Annotated in this window: 16 protein-coding genes; 8 read left to right on the top strand and 8 right to left on the bottom strand. The window is 69.9% G+C overall.

Annotated features, from left to right (window positions below):
• Positions 1 to 376 precede the first annotated feature (376 nt).
• Complete coding sequence (locus OHS18_RS46900) at positions 377 to 3,253, bottom strand: glycoside hydrolase family 9 protein (RefSeq protein WP_328615170.1); 2,877 nt, start codon at positions 3,251 to 3,253, stop codon at positions 377 to 379.
• Between the two features lie 231 nt (positions 3,254 to 3,484).
• On the opposite strand from OHS18_RS46900, the gene OHS18_RS46895 reads away from it, so the two are divergent.
• The 6 genes from OHS18_RS46895 (at position 3,485) to OHS18_RS48700 (ending at position 7,995) form a co-directional block, all read left to right on the top strand.
• A complete protein-coding gene (locus tag OHS18_RS46895) occupies positions 3,485 to 4,237 on the top strand; it encodes a GH12 family glycosyl hydrolase domain-containing protein (protein ID WP_328615169.1) in 753 nt (250 codons plus the stop codon).
• A 45-nt stretch (positions 4,238 to 4,282) separates the two neighbouring features.
• The gene (locus OHS18_RS46890) at positions 4,283 to 5,656 is read left to right on the top strand and encodes an endo-1,4-beta-xylanase (RefSeq protein ID WP_328615168.1); all 1,374 of its coding nucleotides are present in this window, start codon (positions 4,283 to 4,285) and stop codon (positions 5,654 to 5,656) included.
• A 124-nt stretch (positions 5,657 to 5,780) separates the two neighbouring features.
• Positions 5,781 to 6,134 carry a RidA family protein gene (locus OHS18_RS46885; RefSeq protein WP_328615167.1) on the top strand — a complete coding sequence of 118 codons (354 nt, stop codon included), beginning with the start codon at positions 5,781 to 5,783 and terminating at the stop codon, positions 6,132 to 6,134.
• Positions 6,127 to 6,780, top strand: coding sequence for a helix-turn-helix transcriptional regulator (locus OHS18_RS46880; protein WP_328615166.1), 654 nt, complete (start codon positions 6,127 to 6,129; stop codon positions 6,778 to 6,780). The genes OHS18_RS46885 and OHS18_RS46880 overlap by 8 nt, the downstream gene beginning before the upstream one ends.
• Positions 6,777 to 7,736, top strand: coding sequence for a pyridoxal-phosphate dependent enzyme (locus OHS18_RS46875; RefSeq protein ID WP_328615165.1), 960 nt, complete (start codon positions 6,777 to 6,779; stop codon positions 7,734 to 7,736). Before OHS18_RS46880 ends, OHS18_RS46875 begins: the two co-directional genes overlap by 4 nt.
• Before the next feature lie 10 nt (positions 7,737 to 7,746).
• A complete protein-coding gene (locus OHS18_RS48700) occupies positions 7,747 to 7,995 on the top strand; it encodes a winged helix-turn-helix domain-containing protein (protein ID WP_442875457.1) in 249 nt (82 codons plus the stop codon).
• 261 nt (positions 7,996 to 8,256) lie between these two features.
• Here the strand turns inward: OHS18_RS48700 and OHS18_RS46870 are convergent, their stop codons facing one another.
• From OHS18_RS46870 to OHS18_RS46845, 6 genes are all read right to left on the bottom strand, one after another.
• Positions 8,257 to 8,613: a hypothetical protein gene (locus OHS18_RS46870; RefSeq protein ID WP_328615164.1), complete on the bottom strand. Its 357-nt coding sequence runs from the start codon at positions 8,611 to 8,613 to the stop codon at positions 8,257 to 8,259.
• A 76-nt stretch (positions 8,614 to 8,689) separates the two neighbouring features.
• Positions 8,690 to 9,595, bottom strand: coding sequence for a hypothetical protein (locus OHS18_RS46865; protein WP_328615163.1), 906 nt, complete (start codon positions 9,593 to 9,595; stop codon positions 8,690 to 8,692).
• Positions 9,596 to 9,720: 125 nt separating this feature from the next.
• Complete coding sequence (locus OHS18_RS46860; RefSeq protein ID WP_328615162.1) at positions 9,721 to 10,938, bottom strand: vWA domain-containing protein; 1,218 nt, start codon at positions 10,936 to 10,938, stop codon at positions 9,721 to 9,723.
• Complete coding sequence (locus OHS18_RS46855) at positions 10,935 to 12,158, bottom strand: AAA family ATPase (protein ID WP_328615161.1); 1,224 nt, start codon at positions 12,156 to 12,158, stop codon at positions 10,935 to 10,937. The genes OHS18_RS46860 and OHS18_RS46855 overlap by 4 nt, the downstream gene beginning before the upstream one ends.
• A 73-nt stretch (positions 12,159 to 12,231) precedes the next feature.
• The gene (locus OHS18_RS46850; protein WP_328615160.1) at positions 12,232 to 13,521 is read right to left on the bottom strand and encodes a hypothetical protein; all 1,290 of its coding nucleotides are present in this window, start codon (positions 13,519 to 13,521) and stop codon (positions 12,232 to 12,234) included.
• 238 nt (positions 13,522 to 13,759) lie between these two features.
• Positions 13,760 to 14,260, bottom strand: coding sequence for a TFIIB-type zinc ribbon-containing protein (locus OHS18_RS46845; RefSeq protein WP_328615159.1), 501 nt, complete (start codon positions 14,258 to 14,260; stop codon positions 13,760 to 13,762).
• Positions 14,261 to 14,579: 319 nt separating this feature from the next.
• Between OHS18_RS46845 and OHS18_RS46840 the strand changes: the two genes are divergently transcribed.
• Complete coding sequence (locus OHS18_RS46840) at positions 14,580 to 15,041, top strand: hypothetical protein (RefSeq protein WP_328615158.1); 462 nt, start codon at positions 14,580 to 14,582, stop codon at positions 15,039 to 15,041.
• A gap of 567 nt (positions 15,042 to 15,608) precedes the next feature.
• On the opposite strand, the gene OHS18_RS46835 is transcribed toward OHS18_RS46840, so the two are convergent.
• Complete coding sequence (locus OHS18_RS46835) at positions 15,609 to 15,956, bottom strand: putative quinol monooxygenase (protein ID WP_328615157.1); 348 nt, start codon at positions 15,954 to 15,956, stop codon at positions 15,609 to 15,611.
• Positions 15,957 to 16,084: 128 nt separating this feature from the next.
• Here OHS18_RS46835 and OHS18_RS46830 point away from each other — a divergent pair, with 128 nt between their 5' ends.
• Positions 16,085 to 17,005 carry an AraC family transcriptional regulator gene (locus OHS18_RS46830; protein ID WP_328615156.1) on the top strand — a complete coding sequence of 307 codons (921 nt, stop codon included), beginning with the start codon at positions 16,085 to 16,087 and terminating at the stop codon, positions 17,003 to 17,005.
• Positions 17,006 to 17,111: the final 106 nt, after the last annotated feature.

The raw sequence follows: 17,111 nt of genomic DNA, 5'->3' as shown, positions 1-17,111 counted from the left end.
CACGCTCCCGGTCGTCGAGGCCGACGACGCTTGCGGGACACGACGAGAGCGACGAGACAAGTACGCGTTCCGCGGCCACCACCCGCCCGGCTCGCGGACGACAGATCTCCGCCACGCCCCCGGCTTTCCGACGGGGCCCGGGGAACAGCCCGGCCTCGCCGGGCTGCCCGCCGTGTCCGAGCTGGGACGTCGCCGGAACCGAGGGGTGCCCGTCACCCTCGAGACCCGGGGCCGGGTACTCGCCGAGGCACGACGGCGGATTCCGCGCGATCGTGCTGTGCTCGGGCGGACGATCCAGCTGTCGGTGCGCGGCCTGCTCACGGACGGACAACACCCGCTCGCCGGATCCTCGGGACTCCGGCGAGCGGGTCGGTCGTCAGCCGCACGCCCTTCCGTCGACCGCGAATGCCGACGGATTCGGATTGCTCCCCACGTAACTGCCGTTGAACCCGATCGCGACCGACTGCCCCGGACCCACCGAGGCGTTCCACGGCATGGCCGTGGCGGTCACGTCGGCGCCGGACTGCGCCCAGGTCGCCGACCACCCCTGCGTCACCTTCTGGGTGCCCGGGAAGGTGAAGCCCAGCTTCCAGGTCGTCCACGCGGTCGTGCCGGTGTTCTTCAGCGTGACGGTGGCCGTGAAGCCGCCGTTCCACGTGTTCGCCGCGTACGTCACCTGGCACCCGCCCGCCGGGGTGGCCGGCCGGGTGGTGAACTGCGCGGCAGGTGAGTCCGCGCTCCCCAGGCCCGCGCCGTTGCGCGCCACCACGACCACGGTGTAGGCGGTCGACGGCGAGAGGCCCGTCACCGTCGCCGTCGTTCCGGTGACGGTGGTGAGGACCGTGCGGGCCGAGCCGGTCACCCGGACGACGTCGTAGCCTCGGACACCGCTCTCCGGGTCTTCGGCCGCCGTCCACGTCAGCGTCGCACCGCCGCTGGAGATCGCGGACACGACCGGGGTGCCCGGGACCGTCGGAGCCGTCGTGTCCACTGTGGAGGACGACTTCTCGGCGGTCCAGCCGGCCAGCCAGGCCAGCGCCGAGTTCCAGTTGATCGCGACCTCGTTGACCGAGTACGCCTGGATGTCGTCGACGAAGCACCGCTGGGGCGCGCAGCCGGCCAGCAGCCGCGCCGCGGTCGGGTCCTGCAGGCCGCTGTTGGGACCGCCCGACAGCGCGCCGGGCGGGGCGGTCGGCAGCGACGCGTCCAGCTGGTGCGCCCAGAACCGGTGGTGCACGTTCGTCACCGGCTGGTCACCGTGGCCCGAGACGTAGGAGTAGTTCGCCGGGTTGCGGCCCAGCAGGTAGTCCATCGCCGCGAACGCGCCGTCCCGGTACTTGTCCTGCTTCGTGAAGTCGTACGCCAGGGCGAGCACCACGCCGTTGTTGGCGACCAGGCCGTTGGAACCCCACTCGTACGAGCCGTCGGCCGTGCGGTAGGGCGCCGGGTACCCCATCGACGCCATCTGCGCCAGGTGACTGTCGGCGGTCGTGGTGACCGCCGTCCTGATCGCCGTGACGTCCGCCGCCGGCAGGTCGGTGGGTACCACCGCGAGCGTGATGTCCCCGAGCGCGCCCGTCGAAGCCCAGTCGAAGCCGTGCGTGGTGAAGCTCTTCCCGCGGTAGAGGGAAGACCCGGTGACGTCGGCGCGGTAGCCGCTCTTCCCGGTGGTCGTGAACAGCTCGGCGGCGGCCCAGTAGAACTCGTCGCTCACGGTGTTGTCGCTGTAGGTGCCGCCGCCGGTGCCGTCGTTCGGGTCGGCCAGGACGTTCGGGTTGGCCTTCGCCGCCGTGTACGCCTTCTCGGCCGCGGCGAGCAGCTTCGCCGAGTACGCCGGATCGATGGTCCGCCACAGCCGGGACGCCTGCGCCGCGACGGCCGCCGTGTTCAGGGTCGCCGCGGTGCTCGGCGGTGACAGCCGGCGCGGCTGGCTGTCCTGGTCGGGCCGGGTGGGCAGGGACGTCCACTGCGCGTCGTGGATCTTGTGGTGCACCATGCCCGCCTGAGGTTTGCCGTCCGGCACCTGCATCTCCAGCAGGAAGTCGACCTCCCAGCGGGCTTCGTCGAGGATGTCGGGCACGCCGTTGGCCCGTTCCGGGATCGCCAGCTTGCCGTCACCCAGCGCGCTCGCGTCCCCCAGCCGCAGCGCCCGCTCGTACTCGTCGAGCAGTTCCCAGGCCGCGATGCCGCCGTTGACGACGTACTTGCCGTGGTCGCCCGCGTCGTACCAGCCGCCCCGCACGTCGAGGGTGTAGCCGCAGTTCAGGTCCGACCGGCAGGGGACGTTGTCGTCACCCTGGTTCGGCGCGACGTTCACGTGCCCCGCCGGGCGCGCGTAGGCGGCCCCGACGTACGCGGCGTCGATCGCGATCCCGCTGCGCTGGTGGTAGAAGAACGCCAGCGAGTCCTGACGCAGCTTCTGCAGCGCGTCGGCGGAGATGGCGAACGGGAAGCTCGTCTCGGCCCCGGCGCTCAGCGTGTAGCCCGTGCCCGCGGTGTCGTAGGCGGAGAAGTCGATTTCGTGCACGTTCTCACCGGAGGCCGCGTCCGCGCCCCGCGGTGTGGTCCGGCCGGTGGCCACCGCGCTGCCGGCGGCGTTCTTCAACGTCCACGTCAGTGGCGAGGTCGAGTCGCTGATCAGCGTCGCCCGCTTGGGCAGTCCGGGCACGTAGCTCTCCTGGTTCACCCGGATGCCGCTCGTCGGCGGCAGGCCGCCGGGCGGCACGACGCCGCCGACGAGGGAGATGTTGTCCAGGCACACGGTGTTGGCGGCGGCCTGACCGCCGAACCAGAACGCCAGCTGGCCGTTACCGGCGGCCGGGAAGTCCAAAGTGGACGAAAAGGTGACCGTGAAGTGCTGCGTCGACGGGGTCACCGTCAGGTCGGTCCGCGAGATCTGCCGGTAGGGCGACACGGCCTCGCCCGCGACGGCGGAGATCTGCTGGGTGGTCGTCGCGTGCGCGTCGAAGCTCAGGGTGTACGGCTGTCCCGCCTCGAACGGCACCCCGTTCTGGCCCGCCAGCGCGTCGTAACCGTTGGCGGTGCCGCCGGGCACGTCCGTGCAGAACTCCCCGCCGGCCACCCGGCCGGTCGTCCCCGCCCCGGCCCACCACGGGTCGAGGGTGCCGCCTGAAAAGGTCCCGTTGAGCACGCGCTCGTAGTCCGCGGCCACCGCGGGCACGGCGGCCGCCGTCACCCCGAGCGCCACCGCGGCCAGCAGGGCCAGACCGGCCCGCGACTTCGTTGCCCGCATACGCCATCTCCTCGTCTTCGTCGGCGTCGATGGTGATCCGGACTGGGAGCGCTCCCAGCACGGTAGCCGCCACCCGGGCCCCCTGGCAATCACCGGCGAAACTTTCGTCGGGAAAAAGGAAAATTGATCACGGGTGAACTCTTTGCTCACCGGTTCCCCTGTGGTTTCATCGGAAGCGGCCCGCCTGAGAGCGCTCCCAGGCACACTCCCACGACGAGGTGGAGGCGGCACGTGAAACTGAAGCACGCTCTGTCCGCGGTAGTACTGGCCACGACCGGGCTCATGGCTCCGACCCTCGCCACGGCACCGGCCGCGCACGCGGACACGCTGATCTGCGACCAGTACGGGACGACCACGATCGGTGGCCGGTACGTCGTCATGAACAACCGATGGGGCAGCAGCGCCCAGCAGTGCATCAACGTCACCGGCAGCGGTTTCCGGATCCAGACCCAGCAGGGATCCACCAGCGGTGGCGCCCCCTTGTCGTACCCGGCGGTCTACGTCGGTTGCCACTACGGGAACTGCTCCCCCGGTACGAACCTGCCACGGCAGCTGAACCGGATCGGCAGCGCCCCGTCTTCGATCTCCTACACCTACGTCGGAGGGTCCACCTTCGACGCCTCCTATGACATCTGGATGGACCCGACCGCGAAGACCACGGGGGTCAACCAGATGGAACTGATGATCTGGTTCAATCGCACCGGATCGGTGCAACCGGTCGGCGGCCGGGTGGGCACCACCAGTCTCGGCGGCCGGGGCTGGGAAGTGTGGCAGGGCAACAACGGCGGCAACGACGTGGTCTCCTACGTCGCCCAGTCCCCGATCGCGGGCTGGTCGTTCAACGTCATGGACTTCGTCAACGACGTCGACGCCCGCACCCGCGTCGATCGTTCCTGGTACCTGACCAGCGTCCAAGCCGGCTTCGAGCCGTGGAGCGGCGGAGTCGGCCTGGCGGTCAACTCGTTCTCGGCCAACGTCAACTGAAGCTCGTCCCGCCTGGCCCCCAGGTGCACTCCGGAAGGTGTGAACATGAAGATGACATCGCGGTCATTGTCCCGCGCGGCACTGGCTTCGGCGTTCCTGGCGACATCGCTCGGGGTTTCCCTGGTGCTCGCCACCTCGGCCGGCGCCGCCACGACACTGGGCGCGTCGGCCGCCCAGACCGGCCGGTACTTCGGCACCGCCGTCTCGGCCGGGAAGCTCGGTGACGCGACCTACACCGGCATCCTGAACCGCGAATTCACCATGGTCACCGCGGAAAACGAGATGAAGTGGGACGCCACCGAGCCGAACCAGAACCAGTTCAGCTACAGCGGCGGCGACCGCATCCTCAACCAAGCGGTGAGCAACGGCCAGCGCGTCCGCGGGCACGCGTTGCTGTGGCACCAGCAGCAACCCGGCTGGGCCCAGGGCCTCAGCGGCTCCGCGCTGCGCCAAGCCGCCATCAACCACGTCACGCAGGTCGCCACCCACTACAAAGGCAAGGTCTACTCGTGGGACGTCGTCAACGAGGCGTTCGCCGACGGCGGCGGCGGTGGCCGGCGTGACTCGAACCTGCAGCGCACCGGCAACGACTGGATCGAAGCCGCCTTCCGCGCCGCGCGGGCCGCCGATCCCGGCGCGAAGCTCTGCTACAACGACTACAACACCGACGGGGTCAACGCCAAGAGCACCGGAATCTACAACATGGTGCAGGACTTCAAGTCCCGCGGCGTCCCGATCGACTGCGTCGGCTTCCAGTCCCACCTCTCCAACTCCGCTCCGGGCGACTACCAGGCCAACCTGCAGCGGTTCGCCAACCTCGGCGTCGAAGTCCAGATCACCGAACTGGACATCTCCGGCTCCAACCAGGCAAGCGTCTACGGCACCGTCACGCGCGCCTGCATGGCCGTCGCCCGCTGCGCCGGTATCACCGTCTGGGGCATCCGCGACAGCGACTCCTGGCGCACGGGTGAAAACCCGCTCCTGTTCGACAACAACGGGAACAAGAAGGCCGCCTACACGAGTGTCCTCGACGCCCTGAACGCCGGCGGCGCGACCACCACGCCGACGACACCGACCACCCCGACGACTCCCACCACACCCACGACGACGACCACCACCCCCCAGCCCGGCGGGTGCAGCGCCTCGGTCTCCCTCAACTCGTGGAACGGCGGGTTCGTGGCGACGGTCAAGGTCACCGCGGGAACGACCGCCCTCAGCGGCTGGACCGTGACGACGAACCTGCCCTCCGGCGCGACCGTCACCAACGGCTGGAGCGCCGCCAACAGCGGCACCAGCGGCACGGTGAACTGGACCAACGTCAGCTACAACGGCAGCGTCGCGGCCGGGCAGTCCACCGAATTCGGCTTCCAGGGAACCGGAAGCGCCGACGGCGTCACGGCGGCCTGCGCCGCGGCCTGATCCGCTCGACGTCGGGGCCCGGCACCACGAACCGGTGCCGGGCCCCATCGACGCCGGAGTGTACGTGCGACCGGCGTGACGTAGGCCATCTGGACAGTCCGTCCAATCGATATACGCTAAGTCCATGACCAACGAGCACCCCTACCCGCCGGCCTTCCGCAGCGGCGACCTGGTTTCGGTGTCCGGGCGGCTGGGCGTGACCGGGAACGGCGACCTGGTGCCCGGAGGGTTCGAGGCCGAATGCGCGCAGGCCTTCACGAACCTCGACGCCGCACTGCGGTCGGTGGGCGCGAGCCGGGCCGACGTGGTGAAGGTCGTGGCCTACCTGACCGACATCGCCGACCGGCCCGGCCTCAACGCCGTCTACGAGGGGTTCTTCGCCGAGCCCCGGCCCGCGCGCACCTGCGTCGGGGTGGCGTCGCTGCCCTACGGCGCCGTCGTCGAGGTCGAGGCGCTCGCCCGGGTGCGGGATGCCTGAGGTTCCCGAGCGGGACGCGATCCTCGCGGCGCTCGCCCCGGTCGCCGACGGCATCGCCGCGACCCTCGGCTCGTTCTGCGAGGTCGTCGTGCACGACTTCCGGCAGCCGGACAGCTCGGTCGTCGCGATCGCCGGGTCGGTCACCGAGCGCACCGTCGGCGGCTCGATGAGCGAGATCGGCATGGGCCTGCTCGCCCAGGGCGACGACGCCGAGGACCAGCTGAACTACGTCACCCGCACCGCGTCCGGCAAGCTGGTGAAGTCCTCGACGATGCTGGTGCGCGACAGCGGCGGCGCGGTGTTCGGCGCGCTCTGCGTGAACCTCGACGTCACCGCGCTGGGCCAGCTGCGGACCCTCGTCGGCGAACTGGCCGACGTCGGCACGACAGTGGAACCACCGACGACCACCTTCGGCGACGACGTCGACGCCGTGGTCGACGCGATCGTCGACGAACACCAGCTGCGCCTGAACAAACCCTGGGCCGCCCTCAGCCGCGACGAGCGGCTCGACCTGTTCCGCAGCCTGCACGCCCGCGGCGTGTTCGCCGTACGGCGGGCGGTCCCGCAGGTCGCCGCCCGGATCGGCATCTCCCGCGCCTCCGCCTACAACTACCTCTCCGACATCCGCGCCCAAGGAGCACCATGACCGCGCCCGTGACCCTCGACGACATCCGTGACGTCGCCGCCCGCCTGGCCGGCGTCGCGCACCGGACGCCGGTGGTGCGCTCGCGCACCCTCGACGACCTCGTCGGCGCCGAAGTGTTGCTCAAGTGCGAGAACCTGCAGCGCATCGGGGCTTTCAAGTTCCGCGGCGCGTACAACGCCGTCTCGCGGCTCGCGCCGGAGCAGCTGGCCAAGGGCGTCGCCGCCTACTCCTCGGGCAACCACGCCCAGGCCGTCGCACTCGCCGCGCGGGAACTCGGGAGCAGCGCGGTGATCCTGGTCCCCGAAGACACCCCGAAGTCCAAAGTGGACGCGACCAGAGGCTACGGCGCCGAGATCGTCACCTACGACCGCTACACCGGCGACCGGGTCGCGATCGGGCAGGCGCTGGCCGCCGAGCGCGGGCTCGCGCTGATCCCGCCCTACGAGCACCCGCACGTCATCGCCGGGCAGGGGACCGCGGCCCTGGAACTGCTGGAGGAAGCGGGTTCCCTGGACACGCTGGTCGTCCCGGTCGGCGGTGGTGGCCTCATCGCGGGCAGTTCCACGGCCGCGAAAGCGCTGCAGCCCGGCATCCGGGTCATCGGCGTCGAGCCGGCCGCGGGTGACGACACCAAGCGCTCGCTGGCGGCCGGCGAACGCGTCACGATCCCCGTACCCCGCACGATCGCCGACGGCCAGGCCGCCGAGATCCCCGGCGAGCTCACGTTCTCGATCAACCGGCACCTCGTCGACGAGATCGCGCTGGTCACCGACGACGCCATCCGGGACGCGATGCGGTTCGCGTTCGAGCGGCTGAAGCTCGTCCTCGAGCCGAGCGGGGCGACCGGGATCGCCGCACTGCTGAGCGGCCAGGTCACCACGCCCGGCAAGGTCGGCGTGATCATCAGCGGCGGCAACATCAGCCCGGAGCGCTTCGCCGAACTGCTCAACGACTGACCCGGCTGGCATCCTCCGCCGGAAGTGTGCCCGGTCGGGTTGTCCAGGTTGCACACCCGACACTCGGGTCCGCACCGAACAGGGCACCCTCGACGTCGTCTTCGCCCAGACCGGCCGGCTGACCAGGGTGGACATCGCCCGCCGGACAGGATTGCCGAAGACGACCGTGAACGCCGCCGTCGAACACCTCGAACGCGAGGACTCCTGGCCCCAGCGGGAACGGACCGGCCATCAGGGCCGCGTCGCGACCTTCTACTAGATCGCCGACACCTCGGGGACCGTGGTCGCGGTCGAACTCAACCCGGCATCACCCAGCTATGGCTGCCCGAAACCGGAAGCCCGGTCGACCTCGCCAATCGGGACCACCGGGCACTGATGGCGCTGCTGGCCAGCGGGCAAGACGACCTTCACCTACGACACACGCGCGGTCAATGACCGTCCTCACGCCGCCGCCAGTCCCGGCACCTCACCTGGTTGGCAACAGTCGTACCGAATACTTCCTCCGCGCCGACACAGCACCCTACGGGAGGATACTGAAGCGCTCCACCCACCGTCGCGCCATTTCGAAACCTATCGGCTCATTAATCTCAGGCGTGGAAAGTTCGAAGAGGGCCTGCTTCAACAGGTTCTCATACCCTTTCAGCAGTCCGACATCATCCCGCCCGGCAAGCGCCTCTGCCCATACTTCGACGTCACTCTCCGTAAACGCACCGGACAAGTACCCCCGAAGAAGTCCAGTCACGTGCGCGGGCGTCAACGTGACGAGATCTTCTTCACCGTCAAAACCGAAACGCGATAATTCACGGACAGCATCCGACACTGATTTACGCAGTTCAAGGATATCCAGAAGAGCCTCAGCCCGATCTTGAGCGGTCACGGACAGCCTCCTGTCATCTTGTCCTCGACGTATTCGATGATGCCACCTGAAGCGTGCTGCTCCGAGTCACCACCCTTCAGGGATATGGCCTGCACGAGGCCGCCATCGGCACGTCAACCCGCCGAATCCATTTTCTGGGCAGCGCAGTGGTTCCCGAGCGCCCTCGGTGACGCGCCTGGCCGCCTCGATCCACGCCTCCACCCAGACGAACCGAAGTGATCGGGGCAAATGGCGCGCCGACCGGGACCGGACGGCTTCGACATGAGGTCGTGAACCATGCCTTCCGGACCTCGTCGACTTCGACCGGGGCTCGCTCGGCCAATTCTTCGACCAGCTCGGCGACCGCGGGCCGAAGAGCGGCCGTGCGGATCAGCACCCACTGATACAGCTCTTCCTGCTCGTCCGAGTCGAGGAACTCTTCCCAGACCAGCTCGTAGTCGGCCCCCTCCTCGTCTTCGTCGATATCCGGGGCGTCGGCGAAGCGGTCCAGCCATTGGCGGGCGGCGGGCGACAACGGGGGCACCGAGGCGCCCGGCACGATGTCCGCGAGTAGGTCGGCCGCCTCGTCCAACGCGCCGAGGCACTGGGCGAGCACGGCGTCAGGCACTCGGCGTGCACGCAAAACACGGATAAGCCACCCGAAGGCGTCCGGGCTCGACAGCCAGAGCGTCGACTGGTGCACAATCGCGCTCCGGAAGTGGTAGGTCGCAGCGACCTGGGCCTCCTCCTCGCCATCCAGCAACGCGACCAGGTGGCCAGGAGTGTCGCGGGCCTTGCCGTACGCGTGCGGCCAACCGGCCCACTCGGCTCCGCTCAGCCTATTGACCTGCTGACGCAGGCTGTCGAGGTCACAGCCGGAAGAATAGCCTTCGCCGAATTCCACCAGATCGCGGCCACGCACGTCATTCACCGGCGCGGGGCCCTCGCCGGGCCAGCAGGAGAGGCGAACACCACCACGCAATGCCGGCCCTACCAGACCCATCCCATGAGCATCCACCACACGCGCAGACATAGCTCTCGCCGTCGACCCACCCGAATCGACGCGACCGTGTCACGCCAACGCACTCTCATGCCACCGACCGCACGCCACGACCCGGCTTCGGCCGATCAGCCCACGGTGACCACCCTCGCCCAAGCAGGGGGCGCTTCCGGCCTGTAGTGGGGATTGTCCCCGTCCACCGGCCGCTGCCGGGAAAACAGGCCCACCACCGTCCGGCCAGGTGGTCGTGCTTCCGGCCACGGTGTGTGGCCGTCCGTCAGAGCCACGATCACGTCGGCGCGCGGGTTGCCCTGCCGGACCTTGGCAAAACCGGCACGCAGATCCGTGCCGCCGCCGCCCACCAACGGGATTCCCTCGGCATGGCACAGCTCCTGGGTGACGTGCGCGGCGGCGTCGCACGACAGCACGGAGACGAGATCGCGCCGGCCGCCCACCGCGCGGACGATCGCCGTGATTTCGAGGAGCGCGCTCCCCAGCTCGGCGTCGCTCACCGAGCCGGAGGTGTCGACGATCACACAGACGCGCGGTGGCCGGCGTCGCAGGCTCGGCATGACGACGCCCGGCACCCCGGCCGACCTGCGCGAGGGCCGGCCGTAGGTGTAGTCCTCCCCCGCGCCGGACATCGCCGACCGGACCGCCGCCCCCAGCAGTTCCCGCCATGGCTGCGGCGGGTGGAACGCCTCCTGCGCCCAGCGCTGCCAGCCTTTCGGGATATCGCCCGGGCTGCCGTTGATGCCTTGTGCGACGCGGAACCGGACGGCGTCGCGTTCCCGCGGGCTGAGCCCGGTTGCCCCGCCGGAACCCAGGTCCCAGTCGCGCTCGAGTCCGTCGGCGCCGCTGCCGCAGTCGAGCCAGGCGTATCCGGCGGTGTAGGGCCCGAGGCGGAACTGGCGCAGGTAGTCCTCCATCAGCTGTCCCTCGGGCAGCCTCAGCGACACCGGCCGGACAGCGCCCTCGGGCCGCACCAGACCGTCGCCGAACACGTCGTCGTTGATTTCGCAATCCGCGGCGATGTTCATCCGCAATCGCTCTCCCGGCCCGGTCAGCTCGTGCTGCGCGGCGAACCGGTCGCTGCGCCCGTGGTGGTCGCGCAGCAGGTGCGAGACCTCGTGCACCCAGACCCCGGCCAGCTCCGCCAGCGGGGTGTGGTCCACAAAGGCCGGTGAAACGTAGCAGCGCCAGTGGCGGTCCACGGCCATCGTCGACACTTGCCGGGATTCCACTGTGTGCAAGGCGAACAAGGCCGTCGCCAGGTACGGCCGGCTCCGGACAGCGTGCAGCCGGGCGGCGAACAGCTTCTCCTCGTCCATGGTCCCCGCCGTCATCGGCGCTCACCCGCGCCGGCGGCGGCCTGATCCGCCCGCCGCGACAACGACACTGCCCCGGACAGCCGCTCGATCGCCGCCGGTACTGGCCAGTCGTCGCGGCGCAGCGCGGCGAGCGTGGCCGCCGGCACGACCACCAGGTCCGGGGCGCCGGTTTCCAGCGCCCGCACCAGCAGCGACCACGCCGCGTCCCAGCGAGCCCGCTCCGGCCGCTGGCGCACCGCCGCGACCACGCCGTCGAGCACCGTCTGCCGCAGGTCGCCACGCTCGGGCAGCACCGCCCCTTCCGGGTCCGCGAGCAGTGTCTCGGGGTCCGGCAGATCCATCCGGTCCAGGCCGGCCAGCAGCTCCAGACCCGGACCGTCACCGACGGTGCCCCGCACCAGCATGGACAACACGTCCCGGGAGACGTCCGACGCGGTGGCGAACGCGATCAGGCGCAGCGCCATCTCCCAGCTGCGCGGGGACGGCCACGGACCGCCGCGCCGTGCTTCGTTCTTCGGCAGCTGGTGAACGAGTGCGGGCCGGGCGGCGAGAAGGCCGCAGACCGCACGGCGGGCGAAGCCCACGGCGTCGGGCAGCCGCTCCCGGTCCAGCCGTGGCAGCTCCGCCTTCGGCCACGTCCCGCCCAGCCCGCGGAGCACGACGTCGTGGTCATAGGTCCACTGCAGGTGGACGAACCGGTTGGCCAGCGGCGGGCTCAGCTCCCACCCGTCGGCCGCGGAGGAACGCGGATTCGCGGCGGCGACGATCCGGATACCCGGCGGCAGCCGCAAGGCACCGACCTGTCGCTCAAGCACGACGCGCAACAGCGCGGCCTGGACGGCGGGCGGCGCGGTGGACAGCTCGTCCAGGAACAGGAGACCGCGCCCGGCGCGGGCCAGGCGCACGGCCCACTCCGGCGGGGCCATCGGCACCCCCTGTGTCGCGGGATCGTCGCCGACCACGGGCAGCCCGGAGAAGTCGGACGGCTCGTGCACGCTCGCGATCACCGTGGTCAGGGGCAGGTCGAGAGCCTCCGCGAGCTGGTTCAGCGCGGCGGTCTTGCCGATGCCCGGCTCGCCCCACAGCAGCACCGGCAGATCAGCGGACACGGCCAGCGTCAAGGCTTCCAGCTGGGTATCGGCGCGCGGTTCGGTTGTCGTGTCGTGCAGCAGGGCAAGCAGATCGGCGGCGATGTCGAGCGTCCGGAGGTGAGCCGCTTCGGAAGAAACATCCATGGAAGTAGACAGTTGTAATCACCTTTTGCGGATCGTGGCCGTGTGCCGGCCAGGCGAGCGGAGAGATACGAGGTCAGGGACGGGTCGCGTGGCGCGGCCGGGTCCGGACAGCACGCATAATCTTGTCCTTTGTGGATGGAACCGGACCGGATCCGGCCAGCCCGGCCCGGTACAGCCCGTGGAGCACCTGCCGGCGCACGGCCGTCTCGAGTTCGTCGCGCAAACCGCCGCTGCGCAGGAGCACGTCCGGTCCGAGCAGACCTTCGACGGCGGAGAGGGCACCGGCGTTGTCACCGTGGTCCAGCCGGGCTCGGACGTCCACCAGGCTTTCCGGGTGCCGGTGTGCCTCGTCGATGGCGCGCAGGCACGGCAGCTCGGTACCGCCCAGCGCGCCCAGCAGCTCTTCGCGGCGGATCTCGTCGGGATCGTGGTCCAGCGGGACGAGGACCCCGTCCACCACGGCGATCCGGTGCGTGGCCCCACGACACTTGACGAAGCGCGAATGCGGCGAGCCGGCCGGAGTCCGTGCCGCACCGGCCGGCCGGTGGCCGGGCCGGAGGGCCGAGGCGACGAGCGGGTGCAACCGACCGGCGTCGATCAGTCCGTTGTGGAGCAACCGCAGGTCGGGTGGGACCCAGGTCGCGGCGTCGGGCAGGAGCGGCACCACACGGCCGTCGGCAGCCGCACCCGGCGGGCCCAGGTGCAACAGCACCCGGTATCGGCCGGTGAGCCGCACGGCGACGACATCGTCCGCGCACCTGTCCGCGTGCAGCAGCAGCGCCGCCTCGGCGATCCACCGGTCCACGGCGCAGGCGCCCGCCCCGTGCCCGGACCGCTCCCGCAGTTCACCGGTCCGGCGCGCGTCCCACAGGTGGCGGTGCAGGTCGAAGCGATAACGGCGGTCGGGACGGGGATGCGGATGAAGACCCGCGTCGCGCTCGGACGGCGTCCACAGCGCGAGGCTGATCCGCTGACCGGCACTCGCCCACGCCGGCGGCGTGCGCGCCACGAGGTGTATCGCGCCGCCGGTGTCGGCCGTCGAACGGTACCGGGCCAGGGACACGGTGAGGCCCGGCCGCACCAAGCCGTCCGGGCTGATCCTCGGGAAGTGCCAGCGAAGCAGGTCAGGAGCCAGGTGACGCAGATCGGCGCGGACCTGTGCCGCCAGCTCGGCGCCATGGGCGCGACCCACGGCCCGCGGGTTCAGATCCACATCGACACGCGCGGCGGCGCAGGCCCCGGCCCAGTCGCCCACCATCCGGCGGGCGGTGGCCGACTCGATCATCGACGGCGGCACGGCGAACTCGCGCACGCGCGCCCAGAAACGGAGGCGGAAGTTCTCATTCGCGGTCAAAGGGTGCATCAGCACTCACCTTTGGCGAACGGAACCCCCGATCTGCTGGAGTAGGTAGTCATCGTGGACGAGCGTAGCAGGACCGGCCCGCCGCCGAACGGAATTGCGTCGCACACGACATCGGGCAGATCATCGACCTGCTTGCGCGCTCGGGGCCGCCGACCGGGCTACCCGCCGGCGCCACTCATCGCGAGATCAGGCGCACGCGTCGAGCAGTTCACCGACTGATCAGAGTTCTTCGATCTGTTCACTGTGGGAAGGATGCTCGCAGCCGGCCGATGACTCGCATGATCTCGGGGCGATGCTTAGCCGACTTGAGCCATGCCGGGAGCCGGGCCAGCATGGTCATCCCGGGACGCTCGCCGCGTTCGCGGAGCCGGGCACTGACGTATCCCTCCAAGATGTCCAGGTGGCGTTCGTTGAACGCCCACAGGGTCTGGCTTCCGCAGCAATCCGCGCGCAGCCACAGCGGTTGACGGAAATACGGATCAACCGGGCCGCCCCAGCACGAGATCGTGTGCTTGGCCTCACCAGGCCAGTTCTTGACGTGGCCACAAGCGCGGCACACCAGCCGGCGAGGCCATCTGATCGAGTAGGGGCTACGCGGTTGCCCATCAAGCCACGGCGCCACCTCAGCGCGACCCCGGCATGCCGGACACACCACCTGGACGGCGCTTTCCGCCAAGACGTACAGCGACACACCCGGATCGGCAAAACGCCCTTGCGTCGTCGGTGGCTTGGCGTTCATACCGCCATTGTGCCCACCGGCTCCGTCCTGACGCATGCCAATTTCCACGCGCGCCCAGCAACACACGACGACGGGCTGAGCAGACCACGGTCGGGAGCGCCGAGTCGGTACCCACGGCGCTGCGGACGCCGAACGGACCTGCCTGGATCTGCGTAGGAGTCTGCTCCTCGAGTGCGATATCGCCCCGCCTGGCAGCCGGATGATCGTCGGATGCGTGATTTCGGTACGCCGAACCGATTCCGCTTTGGCGCCCGTCTGCAGGGTGGGAAGGACAGCGAAATGGGGTGCGAGACTGGGCTTGCTTGGGCAAGGTGAGGGTATGGACATTCTCAGTGACGTGGCGTGGCGTCACGCTGCGGGAATGCTGTACCCGGAAGACCTGCCCATGGCCGCGGCGGAGGCGTTGGTGCGGGGTGTTGATTCACCGGCGTTGCGAGAGCTGGCGGGACTCGGTAAGGGATCGGCCACGACGGAGATCGAGGATCTCTACCGGGATGCATTGGCCGAGCTGGGTATTACGGGCCCCGGTCGGCGGGAGGCGGTTCGGTGGCGGTTGGCTGGACTGGCCGAGGAGCTGGTCCAGGGCAGGCTCACGGTCGCCGGGCTCGCGCGCAAGAGCGTGCCCGGCGAGGAGTGGATGACCGGGAATGAGTACCGCTTCGCGTATCTGGCCTACTACTGGCAGGACATGGTGGACCTGAACTCTGCTCCGCAGGTCCGTACCGCTGAGATCGACTTGCTCGACGCGGCCAGGGCGATCCTGCCGCAGGCCGTGAGATGAGCGCGTGCTGAGCTCTCCGGCGCCCACCGGAGTCAGGTTAGCGAGTTCGTCGACGCCAGCGAACTCGGACTCGCCCTCGAACCCCTCGCTGATTTGCCGTGCGAGGACGATCAGCCGGTATCGGCCGACGAGCGCTCCGTCATGCTCGCGCTCGCCGGCCGTATGCGGATGGGCGGGTGCAGTTTTTGGGCCCCTCCCCGCGAAGTGAGGTCATCCACTCTTCGTCACTAGCTCGGCAACGCGCGATCAGCGGCACGTACGGATACGGGCCGAGTGCCGAGCAACGGACGAAGGAAGCGGGCAGCCCCGCGCCGCGGGCGAAGGCGCAGCTATCTGCCTTGCCATGAGGACGCGGATGCCTACAACATCACCGATGCCGCCCGGGAGGACTCGGTGATGGCGGTTCTGAACCTGACCGCCCTGACGGCAGCGGCTGTCACGGCCCTGGCCGAGGCGAGGGGCCGTACGCCGTCTGAGGCTGACCTCAGCTTCGAACTGCACCCGCACCCCGCGCCCGGCCTCACCGGTGGCCCGGGCGGACCGCGGCCCGGGCCGGCAAGGGCACGTTCAGAGGGGCGAGCTCCATCCGGGCGCGTCGGCGCCGGGCGCCACGAGACCGGGGACCTGCCCGAAGTACTCGGCCATGAACGGCTGCTGAACGTGCTTCACGACCGAAGCTCCGTTCTCCCACTCCTCGTAGATGAGATAGGTCGAGGCGTCCTCGTGCGAGCGGTTGACCGTGTAGTGGACGTTCCCGTCCTCCTGCCGGATCTTCGGCAGGATCGAGCGGACCAGCCTTTCGAACTCGGCTTCCTTCCCCGGGAGGATCCGGGCTTGACCGACCAGGGCGACCGGGCCGGTCGAGGTCGCGATGCCGACCGGTAGCGGACCTTCAGCCACGTCAGTGTCACTCATTCGTTGTGCCTTTCGCCAGTTGGCCGTGAAACCTGCTACCACGAGCCTAGACAGCAGATCTGGGCCGAACAATGACACAATGGAGCGCAAACTTGTCCGTTTGACCCATCCGCTCTAGGGTGGGGAGCATGGACGTCCTGTCCGAAGTGCTCGCCGCGGCCGGCATCACGGCAAGCTCGGGACTGCGCATCGTCGCGGGCGGCGACTGGGGCATGATGCGACCCGAGTGGACGGACGCCGCGCTCTACGGGGTCGTCTCCGGGGAAGGAGTTCTCCTCACCCGGGAAGACGGCCTACGTCCGTTCGCCGCGGGTGATGTCCTGCTGCTCACCTCCGGTATCGCGCACGTCATCGCCTCCTCCCCGTCCGCCGAGGCCGCGATCTGCGATGGCCGGGCCGTCGCCGAGGCGCAGCACAGCGGTGACTTCATGAGGCTCGGCACCGGCGACGCCACCGTCCAGCTGGTCGCCGCGTCCTATTCCCGCGACATGATCGCGCCGCTGCCGTGGCTTCAGCAGCTCCCTGGGGTGATCCACATTCGCGCCGAAGCCACCGACGCGCGCACGGTGACGACCATGCACCTGCTCGACCTGGAGCTGACCGAGCCCGGCGCGGGTTCACGGGTCATCATCGATCGGCTCGTCGACGTGCTCCTGGCCTGCGCGCTGCGCTCCTGGGCGAACGGCGAGACGGACTGCGAATCAAGCCTGTGGCGCACGCTCCGCGACCCCGCCGTCGTCTCCGCTGTGGCAGCGATTCACCGCGACCCGTCCCACGCCTGGACCGCCGCCACGCTCGCGAAGGAAGCGGCCGTGTCGCGCACGACGCTCAATCGGCGGTTCGAAGCAGCGACCGGCGACGGTCCCGCCACCTACCTCACCCGCTGGCGGATGCACCTCGCGGCACGCCGTCTCCGCGACAGCGACGACACCGTCGAGCACATAGCCGCCGAAAGCGGATACACGTCGGTCGCGGCCTTCAGCCGCGCGTTCCGCCGGGAACTGAACACACCGCCGGCACAGTTCCGGCGCGACTCCCGCGTCACCTGACTGCGTTCTTCGGTGCCGTCGACGTCGAAGCCCCACCGGTCGCTGTGTCGTTTCCACCACGCCGGCCCCGATCACGACGTTCACCGGCCGAGGTCAGGACTGGTCG

This window comes from Amycolatopsis sp. NBC_00355 (genome assembly GCF_036104975.1).
Lineage (GTDB): Bacteria > Actinomycetota > Actinomycetes > Mycobacteriales > Pseudonocardiaceae > Amycolatopsis.
The sequence above is the reverse complement of the archived record's forward strand: the minus strand, read 5'-3'. Positions and strand labels throughout refer to the sequence as shown.